Raw genomic sequence first — 16,594 nt, forward strand, 5'->3', positions numbered from 1 at the left:
CGAACGCCCGGCCATCCGGCCTATTTGGCGTTGTCGATGATCGACTGCATCTCGTCCTGCGCCGCGGCGAAGGCGCCATCGACATCGTCGCCATAGATCGCGGCATTGATGAAGGTTGCCCACGGCCCGTTGTTGGAATTGATCAGGTCGTTGAACAGCAGCGTATAGGGCGTCTTGGCGACGGCAATGGCATCCACCGCCACCTGCAGGCGCGGATCAAGGCCCTTGAGCACGTCGGCGGCAATATCGCTGCGGGTGGGCAGGCTGCCATTGGTCGCAAAGACTTTCTGCGCTTCGGGGGAGTAGATGTATTCGATGAACTCCTTGACCGCATCAAGCTTTGGCGTCCCCTTGGTGACCACGACATTGTCGCCGCCCGCAAAGGACGACGTGCCGCTCTCGATGCCCGGAATCTGCGTCACGCCGAAATGGATGTCGGGATAGTCGTTGACCAGCGTGCCGATGGCAAAGGCGCCCAGGCTCTGCTGGCCGATCTTGCCGCTGGTGAAGCTGAGGAAGTTGGCGCCGTTGTCGCTCGCCGAGCTTTCGGGCACCAGGTCCTTGGCCACCATCGAGCGGTACTTTTCGATCGCCGCGCGCATTTGCGGGGTGTCCAGGGTTGCGGTTTGTGCATCCTCGGACAGGAAGTCGACGCCTTCGGCCCAGACCAGCGGGGCGAAGGTGAAAATCATGCAGCCACCGCACCCGCCGCCCGAAAAGTAGAAGCCATAGGTGTCATCGCCCAGGGCGCGGATTTTTTCCGCATTGGCCTCGATTTCGTCCCAGCTGGTCGGGGCCTTTTCAGGATCGAGCCCGGCGGCGGTGTACAGGTCCTTGTTCCAGGCGAACAGCGAGGTTTCCACCGAGAGCGGCAGGCCGTAATTCTTGCCCTCATAGGTGCCCAGCTTGACGTGAGCCGGCGCCAGCGCATCGAAATAAGGCAAGCCATGGGCCCAGTCGGTCAGGTCTTCCAATTGCCCGGCCGCCGCGAAGGCGGGGGTATAGATCAAGTCCAACGACAGCGCATCGGGCGCCTGGCCGCCGGCAATGGCGGTTGCATATTTCTGCACCAGTTCGGTGGCGGGCACTTCGGTCAACGCGACCTGGTTCTCATGGCTTTCATTGTAGGCCGCCACGGCCCCGGTAAAGGCGGCGCCAATCCCGGTGCGCACCCACATATTGATGGTCTCCGCCGCCGCAGCGCTTGAGACCAGGCACAACGTTGCGACGCTGGCCGTTGCGAAAAGACGTTTGAGCATTCATTCCTCCCTGTTGGGGCCATTTCGACGCCGGCCCTTGGCGTAACTTCAGCCTGCGGATCCTCCGCAAGATTGGCGCACGACCAGTTGGCACGGCAGCTTCCGGATTCCCGGTTCCACCGGCATGCCTTCCGCCATTGCCAGAACCGTCAAGCCGGCCTGCTTGCCGAGTGTCTTGAGGTTCATGTCCACGCTTGTCAGCGGCGGGCGCGTTGCCGCCGCGACGATTTCCCAATTGTCGAAACCGACCACCGAAACGTCCTTGGGGACATTGCTCCCGCGCTCGCGCAAAGCATCGACGACGCCGCGCGCGATCTGGTCATTGCCGCAGAATATGCCGTCCGGCCTTGGCCGCTCGCCCGACCACAACTGCGCCACCGCCTCGTGGCCCCATTGCTCGGACCATTTGCCGTGAAGGATTTCCGCCTCGCCCCCCACCACCTCGGCATAGGCTTGGGCGCGCACCTTGACCGAGGCGAATGTCGTCGGCCCGGTGACATGAACGATTCGCTGGCGTCCGAGGCCCGCCATCCATTGCACCGCCTCGCGCGTACCCTGCGCATCGTCCGACACGAAGGTCACGGCATCGTCGGGTCCGTCGGTAAAGGCGTACACCACCGGCACCGGCAGATGCGTCAAATCGACCGGCAGCCGCCGGTCCACGCGCTTGCCCGAGGCGATGATGCCGTCCACCTGCTTGTCGAGCATGGCATCGACGTGCACCTTGCCCAGTTCCGGATCATCCTCGATGGTGCAAAGGAATACCGAGACTCCGCGATCCACCAGCGCCTCGGAAATGCCCGCCATCAGCGGCAGCGTGAACCGGCCATAAGTGTCGTTGGTCAAAAGCCCGATAGTGAAGCTGCGCTTGCTGAGCAGGCCCCGCGCGAACGCATTGGGCCGAAACCCCAACGCACTCGCCGCGCGCTTCACCCGCTCACGCGTTTCCGCCGTCATCCGCCCGGTATCGTTGAGCGCTTTCGAGGCGGTCGCGATACTGACGCCCGCGGCTGTCGCCACGTCGTAGATGCGCGTCCTCGCCGTTTTGCCCCCTGCAGACACGCCCAGAGCTCCGTTTTGAGAAAACCTTTGCGCAAGTGATAAAACGTTTTCTCATCTTCGGCTAGAAGCGTCAAGAGGGTGCGGGGATTTGGCGTTGAGGGCGTGAAGGACGCCGGAGATATGGCGCTGGTGGAGACTAGCAGATATGTTTTACCGCAGCCTAAGTGGTCTCCATTCTTTAACAGGCCACTATGAAGTGGAGCGCGATCCCACCACCCCCACAGCACGGCCCCTCCCCCTGGCAGGGGAGGATGGGTGGGGGTGCGGGAGCCGCGGTATCGAGACCGGTCAACCCCCACCTTGATCCTCCCCCTGGCAGGGTGAGGTGTCGACTGGGACATTTCGATGCCAGCCTTGGCTATTGGGCAAAATCGAGCAGCGCAGCCCGGTCTTACTCAGCCGCGACCGAATCCTCATTCGCCGCAAAGCCCGCCAGGCCCTTGGCCCGGCGCAGGCTGTCGGGCTGTTCGCTGCGATAGCGGCGGCCGATTTCCATCATCAGCACGGTGTCGGGCAGGAAATCGAGTTCGGCGAAGATCTCGTCCCAGGCGATATCGCCCCAGCCTAGGGGCATGTGCAGATCGCCGATCCCCATCGCGGTATTTTCCTGGGGATGATAGGCTTGGAAGTGACCCTGCGGGCGCCCGAAGCCGTCATGCACATGCAGATGGCCGGTGACGGGGGCCATGGCGCGGAGCTGCTCGCGGAAATCCAGCCCGCGATAGGTCGATTCGATATAGGCATGGCCAAAATCGATCAGCGCCACGACGTTGGGATGGTTCACCGCCTTGACCGTCTCGGCGATCTCGGCCGGGGTCTGTCGATACTGGCCGGGCTCGGTAGTGAAGATGTTCTCGAACGCAATGCGCACGCCATAGGGGCGCGCGAAATCCGCTAGTTCGGTCAGTGCCTCGCGCTCGCGAATGTCGGCATTGGCGCGATCGTGCACCTGCTCGGCCCGCAGGGCGCCGCCGTGCTGCACGATGATGCGTGCATCGATCCGGTCGCACACCTCGATCAGCGCCTTGGCAGCGGCGAGCTGGTAACCCTGCGTTGCGGGGTCCATGAAGTTGGACGACACCAGGCCGTGCACGGTATAGCGGAAATCGAACTGGCTGGTCAGCGCCACGAGGCGTTTCGCGCGCTCCTCCATGATCCGGCCACCCGAGATCAGGTCGACGCCGGTCAGGCCCAGCTCGACCGTATCGACGCCCATGTCGGACAAGGCCCGCAAATCTGCTTCGAGGCTAAAAAGCTCTCCGTCTTCGGAACTGGCATTGAAGCCAACGGCGGTGATGTTGCTCATGAGTACTCTCCTTTGGATCAGGCGGTGATGGACATATCGTCGGCATCAACCTGCTGGCGCGCACGGCTGGCCTCGGTTTCGATGCGGCGGCCATCCTCGCCGAAGACGTGGATGTCCTGTTCAGCAAAGGTGAAATGCACCGGCGTTCCGCTCGGCAATGGCGCGGTGCCGGTATCGACCGCGATCAGCCGGCTGCCACTGGCGTCGGCATAGACCAGGCGCGAGGCGCCCAGTTCCTCGACATAGTCCACCGTCGCCGCGATGGCGCCATTGCTGCCCGGCTGGGCGCGGCGCACTGCTTCCGGGCGAACCCCGAGCACCGCCTTACGCCCGGACAGGCCGCGCCCGGCATCCGACACGATCCGCCCGCCAGCGCCATGCAGGAACGTGCCATGGGCATCGAATTCCCCCTCGATCAGGTTCATTGCCGGCGAACCGATGAAGTCGGCCACGAACCGGCTGGCCGGATTGTGATAGACTTCCGAAGGCCGGCCGATCTGCTCGACGCGACCGGCATTCATGATGATCAGGCGATCTGCCAGGGTCATCGCCTCGGTCTGGTCGTGCGTCACGAACACCGAGGTGACGCCCAGATCACGATGCAGGCGCCGCACTTCGGAGCGCATGGCAACGCGCAATTTGGCATCGAGGTTGGAAAACGGCTCGTCGAACAGGAACACCTTGGGCTCGCGCACCATGGCGCGGGCCATGGCCACGCGCTGGCGCTGCCCGCCTGAAAGGGCGCCCGGCAGGCGATCGAGATAGGGTTCGAGCCCAACCGATTTGGCGACCTTCAGCACCCGTGCGCCGCGTTCGTCCTTGGGCATGCCAGCCACCTTGAGCGCGTAGCCGATATTCTTGGCGACGCTCATATGGGGATACAGCGCATAGTTCTGGAACACCATGGCGCAGCCGCGTTCGCGTGGCTCCAACTGGTTGACGACGGTGTCGCCGATCAGGATTTCGCCGTCGCTGATCTCTTCCAGCCCGGCAATCATGCGCAACAGGGTCGACTTGCCGCAGCCCGATGGTCCCAGGATGACGACAAACTCGTTGGATTGGATCTGTGCATCGACCCCGTGCACGACCGGGGTCTTCTTGTAGCGCTTCTTGACGGATTTGAAGGTGATGGTGGTCATCGTTTGTCTCCGATTACTTGTCGCTGGAGATGAGGCCTCGCACGAACCAGCGCTGCATAAGGGCTACTACCAGCAGAGGTGGCAGCATGATGATGAGCGCGCCCGCCATGGTGACATTCCAGTCCTGCGTGCCGTTGAGAGCCGGGATCAGGGACTTGAGCTGCATGACCACCGTGCCGAAATGCTGCCGGTCGGTGGTGATCAGGAGGGGCCAGAGATACTGGTTCCAGGTCGATACGAACAGGATCGTCGCCAGCGCCACCATATTGGTGCGGCTCAGCGGCAGCAGCACATCCCAGAAGAAGCGCAGCGGTCCCGAACCATCCATTTTGGAGGCTTCCACCAGCTCGTCCGGAATGGTCATGAAGAACTGGCGATAAAGGAAGGTGCCGGTGGCGGTCGCGACCAGCGGCAGGATCAGGCCGGCATAGGAATTGAGCAGGTTCCATTCCATGCTCACGCGAATGCCCGAAATGGCTTCGATCAGGCCCGTGATGCCCAGCGTGTCCATGATGGCCTGGAACGGCATCAGCGCATTGGCGGCAATCGAATAGGTGGGCACGATGCGCACTTCGAGGGGGAGCATAAGCGTCGCAAAAATCAACCAGAAGCAGATCATGCGGCCGCGAAAATTGAAGAACACGATGGCAAAGGCCGAGATCGACGCCAGGCTGATCTTGGCGACGGTAACCCCTGTGGCCATGATCAGGCTGTTGAGCAGCTTGGGGCCGAGATCGGCCCGCGTCCATGCCGATTGCAGGTTTTCAACCAGATGGCTGGACGGCCACAGCACGATCGGCACCTGGCTAACCTCTTGCAGCGACTGCGACCCCGCCACCAGCGTGATCCAGAACGGGGCCACGACGATGATCATGCCCAAAACCATCACCGTGTAGGTAACAGCGTCGAAAATCCGCGAGCGTTCGATCATGACCCGTCCCTAATTATAGTGGACGCGCTTTTCGACCCATTTGAACTGGACGAAAGTGAGCGCGATAACGAGCAACATGAGGATGATCGACTGGGCGGCGGCCCCCGAATAATCAAAACCCTTGAAGCCGTCGAAGTAGATTTTGTAGACCATCACCTCGGTCGAGCCGTAGGGGCCGCCCTCGGTCATGGTGTCGATCAGCCCAAAACTGTCGGTGAAGCTGGAGATCAGATTAATGATCAACAAGAAAAACACCGTCGGTGCGATCAGCGGCAGTTGCAGATCGATCATGCGCTGCAACGGGCGCGCACCATCCATGGCGCCGGCTTCGGAAATCGAGCGCGGGATCATTTGCAGTGCCGCGAGGAAAAAGATGAAGTTGTAGCCGATGCCGAGCCAGGAATGGCAAACGATGACCATGGCCAAGGCCTGATAGCCGTTGATCGCAGGGTTCCAGATGCCGGGCCACATATCGTTGATGGCCCCGATCAGGCCGGCCTCTGGGGCAAAGATGAAACGGAAAGCCACGCCGGCTGCTGGAGCCGCGATGGCATAGGGCCACACATAGACCGACTGGAACAGCCGCGTTCCCTTGAGCGAGCGATCAACGAACACCGCCAGCGTCAAAGCCATGGCCATGGACAGCCCGGTAGTGCAGATGGCGTAGAACGCGCTGCGCACGACCGTGCCCCAGTATTCCTTGTCGTTGAAAATGCTGAGAAAGTTTTCCCAGCCGACCCAGCTATTACCGCCGCCCCAAGGCTGCTCGAGCGTAAAGGCCCAGTACAGCGCTTGCGAGGTGGGCCAATAAAAGAACACCAGCACCAGCAGCAGTTGTGGCGCGATCAGCAGCCAGGGCAGGCCGCCATTGCGGTAAAAAGCGCGTCGTTCCATGTTGCCACCCGCTTGGACTGAGCAAAGAGAAACGCGGGCGGCCAGTGATGGCCGCCCGCGCTGTCAGACAGATTGATCAGGGAAGAACGGCGTTCTTGTAGGTCGCCTGGAAGCGGCGCAGGATGTCGTTGCCTTTGGTGTCGAATTCATCCAGCGCCTGCTGCACGGGTTCATTGTTGAACAGCACGTTCTGGATGGTTTTGACCATTTCGGCGCGGATCGAGGCGTAGTTGCCCAGGCGAATGCCGCGAGTGTTCTCAGTCGGCGGGGTGAAGGTCAGGCTCTGAATGGCCTTTTCGCGGCCCTTATAGGGAGCAGCGTTATAAAAGCCGTTGGCCGTCATGGCTTCAAAGCCGGTATTGGTTACCGGGATATAGCCGGTCACTGTCGACCACCATTCGGTCTGCTTGGGCGTGGCGAGGAAGTTGTAGAACGCTGCGGCGCCCTTGTACTCTTCCGGTGTCTTGCCCTTGAGGGTCCACAGCGACGCGCCGCCGACCAGGCTATTGGTGCGTTCGACGCCGTCGAGCATCGGCAGCATGGCCACATCCCAATGCAGGTCGGGAATGGCCTTTGCGGTCACGCTGCCATGGCCGGCGATCGAGCCCGAAAAGATCTGGCACTTGCCGGCAGCAAAAGCGTCCTGGTCAACTTCGCCGGTGTCCTTGCTCTTGAGAACGAGCAGGCCTTCGTCATACATCGCCTTGATCCAGGTCAGCTGCTGGACGAACTTGCCCTTGCCAACGACCATTTCGGCATCGAGGCCGTCAAAGCCATTGCCGTTGGTGGCGATAGGCTGGTTGTGAATGGCGGAGAACTGCTCGAACCACTGCCAGGCACCAGCCGGATCGAAGCCGATCGGGCAGTCATAGCCAGCGGCCTTCATCTTGCGAGCGACGTCTTCGACCTGGCTCCAGGTGGCGGGCAGGCCTTCAAAGCCAACCTTGGCCAAGGCGTCGGTGTTGTAATAAATCATCGCCGTCGAGGAGTTGAACGGCATGGACAGTAGTTCGCCCTTGGAGGTCGAATAGTACGAGGCGATGCCGGAGAAGTAGTTGCTCCAGTCGATGTCGTAGCCGTTTTCGCTCATCAACTGGCCGACGGGCAGATAGGCCTGGCTCAGCATCAGATCGAGCGTGCCGGCGTCGAAGATCTGCGAGATCGTTGGCTGCTTGTTGGCGCGGTAGGCCGCGATGGTATTCTGCAGGTTGGTGTCGTAGTCATTCTGACTGATGCAGACGATTTCATAGTCGGCTTGCGACGCGTTGAAATCCTTACACATGTCCTGGATGCGCTCGGACAGGTCGCCCGAAAGGCCATACCAGAATTCGAACTTGGTCGGCGCGGCCAGGGCGGGCGCGCTGGCCAGCGCCAGGGCGCCGACCGAAAACACTGCGTTGAGCAGCCAATTGCGTGTCATCTGTGGTCTCTCCGAAATGAGGGTGCCGAGCGCGTTGCCAGCGCCGGAGTCCTAGTCGCGGATTTTGACAGTTGAGTTTCAGCCAGATGAACGCACCATGACGCTTTGACGATGCAGCGATGCTGCCCCGCCGGTTCAAACGAGCGTCATCGCAGTGTCATACAAATGTCATCCATCGTTTTCATTCGTCCCCTAATTGGGCCCGGTTCATTATCCCAGGGGGTTCTTTCATGCCGATCAAAAGTTCGACCGCTGCGCTTGTTGCCGCGCTACTTGCCACCACCGCCCTGCCCGCCTTGGCGGCGCCGACCTTCAACCGGATCGCCAGCTTTCCGGTCGAGCTCAACGCTCCCGATGCCGAGGCGACCTCTTCGGAAATCATCACCGCCACCGATGACGGCATGATGCTGATCTATTCGGACAGCCCAAATGGCGGCATCGGCTTCATCGACGTGACCGATCCCAAGACGCCCAAGCCGGCCGGCTATATGGACATGGGCGGTGAGCCCACCTCCGTCACCGTGATCGGCGCCAAGGCCTATGTGGCCGTCAACACGCGCGAGAATTTCGTCGAGCAGACCGGCAAGCTGGTCGTCGTCGATATCGCGACCAAGACCGTCGACGGCGAATTTGAGCTCGGCGGCCAGCCCGATTCCATTGCCCACAACAAGGCCGGCACCATCCTGGCCATCGCTATCGAGAACGAGCGCGACGAGGAGGTTAACGACGGTGCTATCCCGCAATTGCCCTCCGGTTTCCTCGTTCTCGTTACTCTGGCCGATGGCGCCGTCACCGAAGCGGGTATCAAGAAGGTCGAGTTGACCGGGCTGTCCGACATTGCACCCGAGGACGCCGAAGTCGAATTCGTCGCCTTTAACAACAATGACGAAGTCGCTGTCACATTGCAGGAAAACAACTGGATCGCCATCATCGACGCCAAGACCGGTACCGTCACCGGCGGCTTCACTGCCGGCTCCACGTCGGTGGAAGGCATCGACACCAAGAACGACGGCCAGATCGATTTCACCGGTTCCAAGGACGACTTGCTGCGCGAACCCGATGCGGTCAAGTGGCTCGATGCCGATCGCCTCGTCGTCGCCAATGAGGGCGACTGGAACGGCGGCTCGCGCGGCTTTACCATCTTCAACCGCGATGGCACCGTCTCCTGGGACTCGGGCAATGCGCTTGACGTCATGGCCGCCCAGATGGGTCACTATCCTGATCAGCGCAATAAGAAGGGCGTCGAGCCCGAAGGCCTGGAAGTTGCTGAAATCGGCGACACCCAGTTCATCTTCGTTGCCGAGGAACGCTCCTCCTTGATCGCTATCTACAAGGACACCGGCGCTGCCCCCGAATATCTGCAATCGGTACCGTCGGGCATCGGCCCCGAAGGCCTGATCGCCATTCCCGAGCGTAACCTGCTGGTCACCGCCAACGAGAACGACCTGCGCGAGGACGGTCTCGCGGGCTCGCACGTCATGCTCTATGAGCTGGCTGAAGGCACGCCGAACTATCCCCAGATCGTCTCCGATCTGGATACCGACGGTCACCCCATCGGTTGGGCCGCGCTCTCGGGCGCAGTAGCCGATGCCGAAAAGCCAGGCCTGCTCTACCTCGTCAGCGACAACGCGCTCTACAATGCCCCGTCCATCTACACGCTCGACACGACCCAGACGCCGGCTCATATCACCGCCAAGACCATTGTCACGCGCAATGGCAATGCCGCACAGAAGCTCGATCTGGAAGGCATTACCCTCGATGGTGAAGGCGGCTTCTGGCTGGCTTCGGAAGGCGACACCGGGGCGCTGACGCCCCATGCGCTCTACCATGTCGATGCCGACGGCGAGATCATCGAGGAAGTCGCCTATCCGGCCGAACTGCTCGCCGGCGAAATCCGCTCCGGCTCAGAAGGCGTGACCGCTATCGGCAGCGGCGATGACATGACCCTGTGGATCGCCATCCAGCGCGAATGGAAGGACGATCCCAGGGGCCAGCTCAAATTGGTCAGCTACCAGCCCTCGACGCAGGAATGGGGCGCGGTACGCTACCCGCTCGATACTCCGGCCGAAGGCGCGACCAATGGCGTGTCGGAAATCACCGCGCATGGCGACTACGTCTACATCATCGAGCGCGACAACCAGCTCGCTTCCAAGGCAACTCTCAAGAAGATCTTCCGCGTTCCGGTCAGCGAACTGGTACCGGCCTCCCTGGATGGTGAATTGCCTTTGGTAACCAAGGAAGAGGTTCGCGACCTCATTCCCGACCTTGCAGCCAACAATGGCTATGTCGTCGACAAGGTGGAAAGCCTGGCGATCGACGCGGCCGGCAATGGCTTTGTCATCACCGACAATGACGGTGTGGACGATAGCTCGGGCGAGACCTTTTTCTGGTCGATCGGCCAGATCAAGTAAGCCATTGCAACACTGGATCGATGACGGCCGGGCAGTGTCCCGGCCGTTGCTTTTGTGCGCAGCGTCGCGCTTAAAAGCTTATTGCTCTTCGGGCCCACGCCCGGTCAGCGCGAAATTCTGCAGCGCCTGGCTGCGCTCTATGTCGTGGTCGGCAACCCCGATCAGCGACGAGAACGCAGCTCTTATGATCTGTTTCTTTGACGCCTTGGGGTGCAGTTTGCGCGCCTCGCGCAGCATGTCCCTGGGCGAATTGTTGGGACTCGCCAGCCGCAGCAAGGTGGCTTCAAGGGTTTCTTTCTTGTCTGGATCAGGCATATCGCACTCCGTATTTCGCGTACAGAACTCACATGCCGCTGTCATAATCCAGCGCTGAACGGAAAAAAAATGAACGCGCTACGGCCGGTAATTCCGGCCGCGCTACTGCCGCGGACCGATGAGCCTTGAGCGCAGCGCATTGGAAATATTGTCGAAAATGAACACCACGGCCAGGATCAATAGGACCATGTAGAACACATTGGACCAGTTGGAGTTGGTGCGCATCGACTCCCACAGCTTGAGGCCGATGCCGCCGGCACCGACGGCGCCGATGATGCTGGCCGAGCGAGTATTGGACTCCCACTGATAGAGCGTTTGCGAGATCACCACGGGCAGCACCTGGGGCAGCACGCCATAGCGCTGGGTGGCAATGGTGCCGGCGCCGGTCGAGGCAATGCCTTCGCGCTGCTTGTCGTCGATATTTTCCAGGCCCTCGGAATAAAGCTTGCCCAGGGTGCCGGTTTCGGTCAGCGCGATGGCGCCAATGCCCGCCAAAGGACCCGGGCCAAAGGCGCGGGTAAAGAACAAGGCCCAGATCAGCATATCGACCGAGCGGAAGAAGTCGAACAGGCGTTTGACGGCCTGATTGACGGGTCTGTTGGGCATGATGTTGCGGGCGGCGAAAAAAGCCAGCGGAAACGACACCATGGCCCCGATCAGCGTGCCGGCAAAGGCCATGACGATGGTCTGCAGCAGCTTGGTCCAGACATCGCCGTGCTGCCATTGGGCGTTGAACCAGATATTGTCCCAGGCCAGGGCCACATTGGACGTGCCCGGCACCAGATCGGGCCCCGATACCAGCAGCGAGGTCACCTCGCCCGGCGTCTTGCCGAAGAAGGGTGAATTGATATCGAACAGGAAATTGGGCCAGCCAATGGTGCGCTTGCGGAATTTCACCCGCTCGACCCCGACACGGACGTCGCCGACAAAACCCATATCGGCGATCGCTTCGCCGCTCTTGATAACGAGCCAAGACGGCAGTTCGGCGGTGAGAATCCGCGCTTCGCTGCCGGAGAGGTCGATATCGACGCTGGTGCCCCCATTGGTGATGGTCGCGCTGGTTTTCGTGAAGCTCACCGACTGCCCAGGGCCGCCCAGTTCAACCGTGTAGCCGCCATCATGCGGGATCAGCCATGGTGGATGGGGGTCCTTGCCGAGCACCGAATTCCGCGGATATTTGGGGGCGATGACCGGCTCCTTGAGGCGGAAATCGGCACTGACGTCATAGGCGATCCATTGCTGCATATAGTCGCCCAGGCGATCCCATCGGCCGCTCGACAGGACCGAAGGCAGCGCGAAGAACCACGCCGCATAGGCCAGGTAGAGCACCACCGCGATGAGGGCGACCAGCGGCGCGAAGCGCCGGATCGCCGATTGCTGGAACACCGCCGGGTAACGCTGGTCCAGGGTCAGTGTGGTATCGCTCATGGGGTCACCTCAGCCATGGACCAGGAAGGCGGCGTCGCCCACCAGCTTGCGGCGAATGTAGGCGGAGATCTGGTCGACGATGATGATCGTGGTCAGTAGCAGGGCAATCAGGGCGATGGTCTTGGCGCCAAAGCCGCGCGAGATCGACAGCTTGAGTTCCTCGCCGATGCCGCCGCCGCCAACGGCCCCGATAATGGTGGAGGCGCGCACATTGATCTCGAGCCGCAGCATGGCATAGGACACGAAATTGGGCATGACCTGCGGCAGCGCGCCGAAGCGGACGCGCTCGATCCAGTTGGCGCCGACCGCCCGCAGGCCTTCGTCGGGTTTCATGTCGATGTTTTCTATGACCTCGAAATAGAGTTTGCCCAAGGCCCCGATGGTGTGCAGGCCCACCGCGATGATGGCCGCAATCGGGCCAATCGACAGCACGGCGGCAAAAAGGCCCGCAATGACGATTTCGGGAAAGGCGCGCAGGATTTCCATGCAGCGGCGCACGAAGCCGCGCACCAGCAGCGACGGCATCATGTTGCGCGCCGCGAGGAAACACAGCAACACACCGCCGGTAAAGCCGATGATGGTCGAGACCATCGCCACATTGACTGTGATAAGCATCAGGTAAAAATATTCCGGCAGGTAGAAGCCGGCACCGATATCCTGCCTGCCTTCGGGGAAATTGAACTCCTGCGTGCCATTGTCGGCAGGGCTGGGCAGGTCGAACAGGGCCCGGGGAACATCGGCCCAGTCATGCGGGATCAGCCAGGACAAAAAATCGAACAGATGCGGCAGCCGCTCAACGAAATGGCCGGCATTGCTTTCGTCGGCAAAGATCAGCGACCACACCAGCGCCAGCGCCAGGCCGCCGAAGCCGACGATGGAGTATAGCCGGCGCTGCCGCGCCAGGTGTCGCCAGGCCAGATCGACGGTACGGACGGTCTCGGAGGGGGAAGGCGCAAGCGCGGTCATGGAGCGGGGTCCCGATGGAACAAGGGCACCAACCCAATTGGTTGGTGCCCTTGCAAGCTTGGCTTAGCCGCCGATGGTGGCTTTGCGCACGTCAATGATCGGCTGGTAGAAACTGGCTTCGACCGGGACATAGCCCTTGAAGTCGCCGCCTTCGATCGCCGAGAAGCACGCTGCGTCTTCGGTGGGCAGGTTCAGGTAGAAGTCGGTGATCTTCTTGGTCAGGTCGGCGCCCAGTTCGTTGCGCACGACGAGCGGACCGTTCGGGATCAAGGGCGAACGCCACACTTCGACGAAGTCTGCGGGATCGACGGCGCCCTTGTCGACGAGCTTGCGGAAGGTCCCGGAGGTATAGCCGTCCATGAAATCGCCGATCCCCGAAGAGTCGTCGACCGAAACGTCGGACTTGCCGTCGAGTAGGGCCAGGACGTTGTTTTCATGGCCGCCATTGAAGTCGGCGGAGGCGAAAAACTGGTCGTTCGGAACGCCGGTGGTGACCGGAATCTGGGTCAGCGGCACCAGATAACCCGAGGTCGAGTCGGGATCGGCATAGCCCAGCTTCTTGCCCTTGGCGGACATGATGTCGGTGATGCCGGAGGACTTGAGCGCCAGGCCGATCGAATAATAGCCGGTCGAGCCGTCGGACTGCTGGGTGGTCAGGATCGGGGTGACCGCGTCGGGGTTTTCGATGGCGATGGCCGCATAGCCCGAAGCGCCCAGGCCGGCGACGTCCAGAGTGCCGCCCAGAAGGCCCTGGATCACGCCGTCATAATCGGCAGCCGGGAACAGCGAGACCTTCTCGAAGCCCAGATCAGTCTTGAGATGGTCGGCGAGGCATGCGTAATTGCGCAGGCGGTCGGCTTCGTTTTCGCCGCCGAGGATGCCAATGCGCAGCTCCTTGACGTCCTGAGCGAAGGTGGCGGTCGAGCCGGCACCAAGGGCGACGAGCGTGACGGCGCCCATAAGCATAGTTTTCAGCATGGTTTTCTCCTGGTTTGCAATCCGCCCCGCTTTTGCCGCGGGGTTGGATGGGGTGCGCACAGCGTCAGTTGGCGAAGGCTTCCGCCCGGGCGTCGAGGGCGACGACACGCTCGCTCTTGCTGGCGATGGCTGTGGAGGTGATGGCCTCCGAAAAGGCTTCCTTCATGCCGTCGGCACCATAGATGGTGCGGGCGGCACTTTCGGTCAGTTGCTCGGGGTTGCCGTCAAAGACGACCCGGCCGGCGGCCATGCCGATGATGCGCTGGCAATAATGGCGCGCGGTATCGAGCGTATGCAGATTGGTGATGATGGTCAGGCCGTGGTCGTGATTGATGGCGCGCAGGCTGTCCATGACGATCTGAGCATTGCGCGGATCAAGCGAGGCGATCGGCTCGTCGGCCAGGATCATCTTGGGGCTCTGCATCAGCGCGCGGGCGATGGCCACGCGCTGCTGCTGGCCGCCCGACAGGGTTCCGGCCCGCTGCAGCGCGGTCTGGGCGATATCCAGCCGGTCCAGCGCCTGCAGCGCGTCGAGGCGTTCCGCATGGCTGAAGACATTGAGCAGCGACGCCACCGTATTGCGCCCATTGAGCCGGCCGAGCAGCACATTGGTCAGCACGTCAAGGCGCGGTACGAGGTTGAACTGCTGGAAGATCATGGCGCAGTCGCGCTGCCAGTTGCGCAAGGCTTGGCCCTTGAGCGCCGAAACCGCAACGCCGTCGAAGCTGATCGAGCCTTCCGAAACGTCGGCAAGCCGGTTGATCATCCGCAGCAGGGTGGACTTGCCGGCGCCGGATCGCCCGATGATGCCGACCATCTGACCGTCGGGAATTTCCAGATCGACGTTGTCGACGGCAGTCTTGCTGCCGAACCGTCGCGTGACCCTGGAAATCTTGAGCATTGCTGCCCTCCGGTGTTGAACCGAAGGCATGCCTAGGGCGCGATCATAAACCTGACATGTCGATTGCGTGACGGAACGATGACGATGCACAGGGGCGACTGGGGAGTCGCGGGTTTATCGTTTGTGGGCAGGCTTAGCTTTCGTTTTTGTCCAGAAACTCCTCGGTCGAAAGCGTGCGGAAATCCCGCAGCCCCGCGCGCAGGCGTTCATGCTCCCAATCCCACCACGCCAGAGCATCGAGGCGCGCGGCAATCGTGTCCGGGAACCGCTGCTTGATGGTGCGCGCAGGCACGCCGACGGCGATGGCGAAGGCGGCAACATCCTTGGTGACCACGGCGTTGGAGCCGATGATGGCGCCGTTGCCGACGCTGATGCCCGGCATGATCACGGCGCCATGGCCGATCCAGGTATCGTGGCCGATATTGATGCCCTGCCCGGCGCGCCAATCAAAGAACGATTGATCATCCGCTTCGCCCTCGAAGTACCAGGCCGAGCGATAGGTGAAATGGTGCAGCGAGGCCCGCTCCATCGGATGCATGCTGGCATAGATGCGCACATGGGCGGCAATATTGGCGAACTTGCCGATCTGGGCATAGGCGATCTGCGTGTTGCCGACGCAGTAGGAATAGTCGCCCAGGCTCGAATGCGACACGCTGCAGCCGGCACCCACCTCGGTATAGCGGCCAAGCGTTGAATGCGCGACCTTGGCGGTCGGATGGATATGGGGTTCGGTGCCAAGCTTGGTCATGCAGCGATCCTGGGGGCAAAGGTGGTGACATCGACGACGCGATCGGCGACTTGGGAGCGCACATCCTCATCGTGGAAAATGCCGAGCAGCGCCGTGCCCTCGGCCTTTTTCCGGGCGATCATGGCAACCACCACCGCGCGATTGGTCGCATCGAGCGACGCGGTGGGTTCGTCGAGCAAAAGCACCTTATGGTCGGTGATGAAGCCGCGCGCGATGTTGACACGCTGCTGCTCCCCGCCCGAGAACGTCGCCGGCGGCAACGACCAGAGCCGCTCCGGCAGGTTGAGCTGCGCCAATAGCATCCTGGCCCGGTCATGGGCTTCCGCCTTGTCGGCACCACGGATGACCAATGGCTCCGCCACCACGTCGAGCGCCGAGACCCGGGGCACGGTGCGCAGGAATTGCGACACATAAGCGATGGTGTCACGGCGCAGGGTCAGGACAAGACGCGGATCGGCGGTGGCGAGATCGACTTCATCGCCGTCATGGGTCAGCCAGATATGGCCGGCATCGACACCGTAATTGCCATAGACCATCTTGAGAATGGAGCTCTTGCCGGCGCCGGACGGACCGCCGAGGACGACGCATTCGCCGGCGGCGACCTCGAAGTTGACGTTGTCGACCACGGGGAGGATGACCCCATCACGCAGGTGCATGGTGAAGGTCTTGGCGAGGGATTGAACGCGAAGGGGGATCATGATTATGCACTTTCGCAAAAGAAGAAGGCCCCCTCACCCGCCCTTCGGGCACCCTCTCCCACGAGGGGAGAGGGGGGGCTCTGTGGTTGGGACAGCACTGGAGTACCCTTCTCCCCTCGTGGGAGAAGGTGGCGCGCA

Annotated in this window: 15 protein-coding genes; 1 reads left to right on the top strand and 14 read right to left on the bottom strand. The window is 61.7% G+C overall.

From position 1 onward, the window contains the following. Positions 1-20: 20 nt before the first annotated feature. The 7 genes from ACFE8X_RS09910 to ACFE8X_RS09940 all read right to left on the bottom strand — a co-directional run bounded on the left by ACFE8X_RS09910 (position 21) and on the right by ACFE8X_RS09940 (position 8,011). Entirely contained in the window at positions 21-1,259 is a 1,239-nt protein-coding gene (locus tag ACFE8X_RS09910) for an ABC transporter substrate-binding protein (protein ID WP_375451304.1), read from the bottom strand. 48 nt (positions 1,260-1,307) lie between these two features. Next, positions 1,308-2,321, bottom strand: coding sequence for a LacI family DNA-binding transcriptional regulator (locus ACFE8X_RS09915; protein WP_375451305.1), 1,014 nt, complete (start codon positions 2,319-2,321; stop codon positions 1,308-1,310). A 391-nt stretch (positions 2,322-2,712) separates the two neighbouring features. Further along, the gene (locus ACFE8X_RS09920) at positions 2,713-3,627 is read right to left on the bottom strand and encodes a TIM barrel protein (protein ID WP_375451306.1); all 915 of its coding nucleotides are present in this window, start codon (positions 3,625-3,627) and stop codon (positions 2,713-2,715) included. A gap of 17 nt (positions 3,628-3,644) precedes the next feature. Next, the gene (locus ACFE8X_RS09925; RefSeq protein WP_375451307.1) at positions 3,645-4,766 is read right to left on the bottom strand and encodes an ABC transporter ATP-binding protein; all 1,122 of its coding nucleotides are present in this window, start codon (positions 4,764-4,766) and stop codon (positions 3,645-3,647) included. A gap of 13 nt (positions 4,767-4,779) precedes the next feature. After that, positions 4,780-5,697 carry an ABC transporter permease subunit gene (locus tag ACFE8X_RS09930; RefSeq protein ID WP_375451308.1) on the bottom strand — a complete coding sequence of 306 codons (918 nt, stop codon included), beginning with the start codon at positions 5,695-5,697 and terminating at the stop codon, positions 4,780-4,782. Positions 5,698-5,706: 9 nt separating this feature from the next. After that, a complete protein-coding gene (locus ACFE8X_RS09935) occupies positions 5,707-6,591 on the bottom strand; it encodes an ABC transporter permease subunit (protein WP_375451309.1) in 885 nt (294 codons plus the stop codon). A gap of 76 nt (positions 6,592-6,667) precedes the next feature. Beyond that, positions 6,668-8,011 carry an extracellular solute-binding protein gene (locus tag ACFE8X_RS09940; RefSeq protein ID WP_375451310.1) on the bottom strand — a complete coding sequence of 448 codons (1,344 nt, stop codon included), beginning with the start codon at positions 8,009-8,011 and terminating at the stop codon, positions 6,668-6,670. A 230-nt stretch (positions 8,012-8,241) separates the two neighbouring features. Between ACFE8X_RS09940 and ACFE8X_RS09945 the strand changes: the two genes are divergently transcribed. Further along, positions 8,242-10,422 (top strand): esterase-like activity of phytase family protein, encoded by a 2,181-nt coding sequence (locus tag ACFE8X_RS09945; protein WP_375451311.1) that lies wholly within the window; start codon positions 8,242-8,244, stop codon positions 10,420-10,422. Positions 10,423-10,500: 78 nt separating this feature from the next. Here ACFE8X_RS09945 and ACFE8X_RS09950 read toward each other — a convergent pair whose 3' ends face one another. The 7 genes from ACFE8X_RS09950 to phnL form a co-directional block, all read right to left on the bottom strand. Next, the gene (locus tag ACFE8X_RS09950; RefSeq protein WP_375451312.1) at positions 10,501-10,737 is read right to left on the bottom strand and encodes a hypothetical protein; all 237 of its coding nucleotides are present in this window, start codon (positions 10,735-10,737) and stop codon (positions 10,501-10,503) included. A gap of 102 nt (positions 10,738-10,839) precedes the next feature. Further along, positions 10,840-12,165: a phosphonate ABC transporter, permease protein PhnE gene (phnE, locus tag ACFE8X_RS09955; protein WP_375451313.1), complete on the bottom strand. Its 1,326-nt coding sequence runs from the start codon at positions 12,163-12,165 to the stop codon at positions 10,840-10,842. A gap of 9 nt (positions 12,166-12,174) precedes the next feature. After that, on the bottom strand, positions 12,175-13,131 hold the full coding sequence (gene phnE, locus ACFE8X_RS09960) for a phosphonate ABC transporter, permease protein PhnE (RefSeq protein WP_375451314.1): 957 nt from the start codon (positions 13,129-13,131) through the stop codon (positions 12,175-12,177). Positions 13,132-13,194: 63 nt separating this feature from the next. Then, the gene (gene phnD, locus ACFE8X_RS09965; RefSeq protein ID WP_375451315.1) at positions 13,195-14,109 is read right to left on the bottom strand and encodes a phosphonate ABC transporter substrate-binding protein; all 915 of its coding nucleotides are present in this window, start codon (positions 14,107-14,109) and stop codon (positions 13,195-13,197) included. 64 nt (positions 14,110-14,173) lie between these two features. After that, entirely contained in the window at positions 14,174-15,010 is an 837-nt protein-coding gene (gene phnC, locus ACFE8X_RS09970) for a phosphonate ABC transporter ATP-binding protein (RefSeq protein ID WP_375451316.1), read from the bottom strand. Between the two features lie 133 nt (positions 15,011-15,143). Then, positions 15,144-15,758: an acetyltransferase gene (locus ACFE8X_RS09975; protein ID WP_375451317.1), complete on the bottom strand. Its 615-nt coding sequence runs from the start codon at positions 15,756-15,758 to the stop codon at positions 15,144-15,146. Next, positions 15,755-16,459 (bottom strand): phosphonate C-P lyase system protein PhnL, encoded by a 705-nt coding sequence (gene phnL, locus ACFE8X_RS09980; RefSeq protein WP_375451443.1) that lies wholly within the window; start codon positions 16,457-16,459, stop codon positions 15,755-15,757. The genes ACFE8X_RS09975 and phnL overlap by 4 nt, the downstream gene beginning before the upstream one ends. Positions 16,460-16,594 lie beyond the last annotated feature (135 nt).

Source organism: uncultured Devosia sp. (assembly GCF_964244875.1).
GTDB lineage: Bacteria > Pseudomonadota > Alphaproteobacteria > Rhizobiales > Devosiaceae > Devosia.

Bases quoted from the DNA above. Each gene is read 5' to 3' on its own strand.
- ACFE8X_RS09910 (WP_375451304.1), bottom strand. From the start codon at position 1,259: ATGCTCAAACGTCTTTTCGCAACGGCCAGCGTCGCAACGTTGTGCCTG.
- ACFE8X_RS09920 (WP_375451306.1), bottom strand. From the start codon at position 3,627: ATGAGCAACATCACCGCCGTTGGCTTCAATGCCAGTTCCGAAGACGGA.
- ACFE8X_RS09925 (WP_375451307.1), bottom strand. From the start codon at position 4,766: ATGACCACCATCACCTTCAAATCCGTCAAGAAGCGCTACAAGAAGACC.
- ACFE8X_RS09930 (WP_375451308.1), bottom strand. From the start codon at position 5,697: ATGATCGAACGCTCGCGGATTTTCGACGCTGTTACCTACACGGTGATG.
- ACFE8X_RS09935 (WP_375451309.1), bottom strand. From the start codon at position 6,591: ATGGAACGACGCGCTTTTTACCGCAATGGCGGCCTGCCCTGGCTGCTG.
- ACFE8X_RS09940 (WP_375451310.1), bottom strand. From the start codon at position 8,011: ATGACACGCAATTGGCTGCTCAACGCAGTGTTTTCGGTCGGCGCCCTG.
- ACFE8X_RS09945 (WP_375451311.1), top strand. From the start codon at position 8,242: ATGCCGATCAAAAGTTCGACCGCTGCGCTTGTTGCCGCGCTACTTGCC.
- ACFE8X_RS09950 (WP_375451312.1), bottom strand. From the start codon at position 10,737: ATGCCTGATCCAGACAAGAAAGAAACCCTTGAAGCCACCTTGCTGCGG.
- phnE (WP_375451313.1), bottom strand. From the start codon at position 12,165: ATGAGCGATACCACACTGACCCTGGACCAGCGTTACCCGGCGGTGTTC.
- phnE (WP_375451314.1), bottom strand. From the start codon at position 13,131: ATGACCGCGCTTGCGCCTTCCCCCTCCGAGACCGTCCGTACCGTCGAT.
- phnD (WP_375451315.1), bottom strand. From the start codon at position 14,109: ATGCTGAAAACTATGCTTATGGGCGCCGTCACGCTCGTCGCCCTTGGT.
- phnC (WP_375451316.1), bottom strand. From the start codon at position 15,010: ATGCTCAAGATTTCCAGGGTCACGCGACGGTTCGGCAGCAAGACTGCC.
- ACFE8X_RS09975 (WP_375451317.1), bottom strand. From the start codon at position 15,758: ATGACCAAGCTTGGCACCGAACCCCATATCCATCCGACCGCCAAGGTC.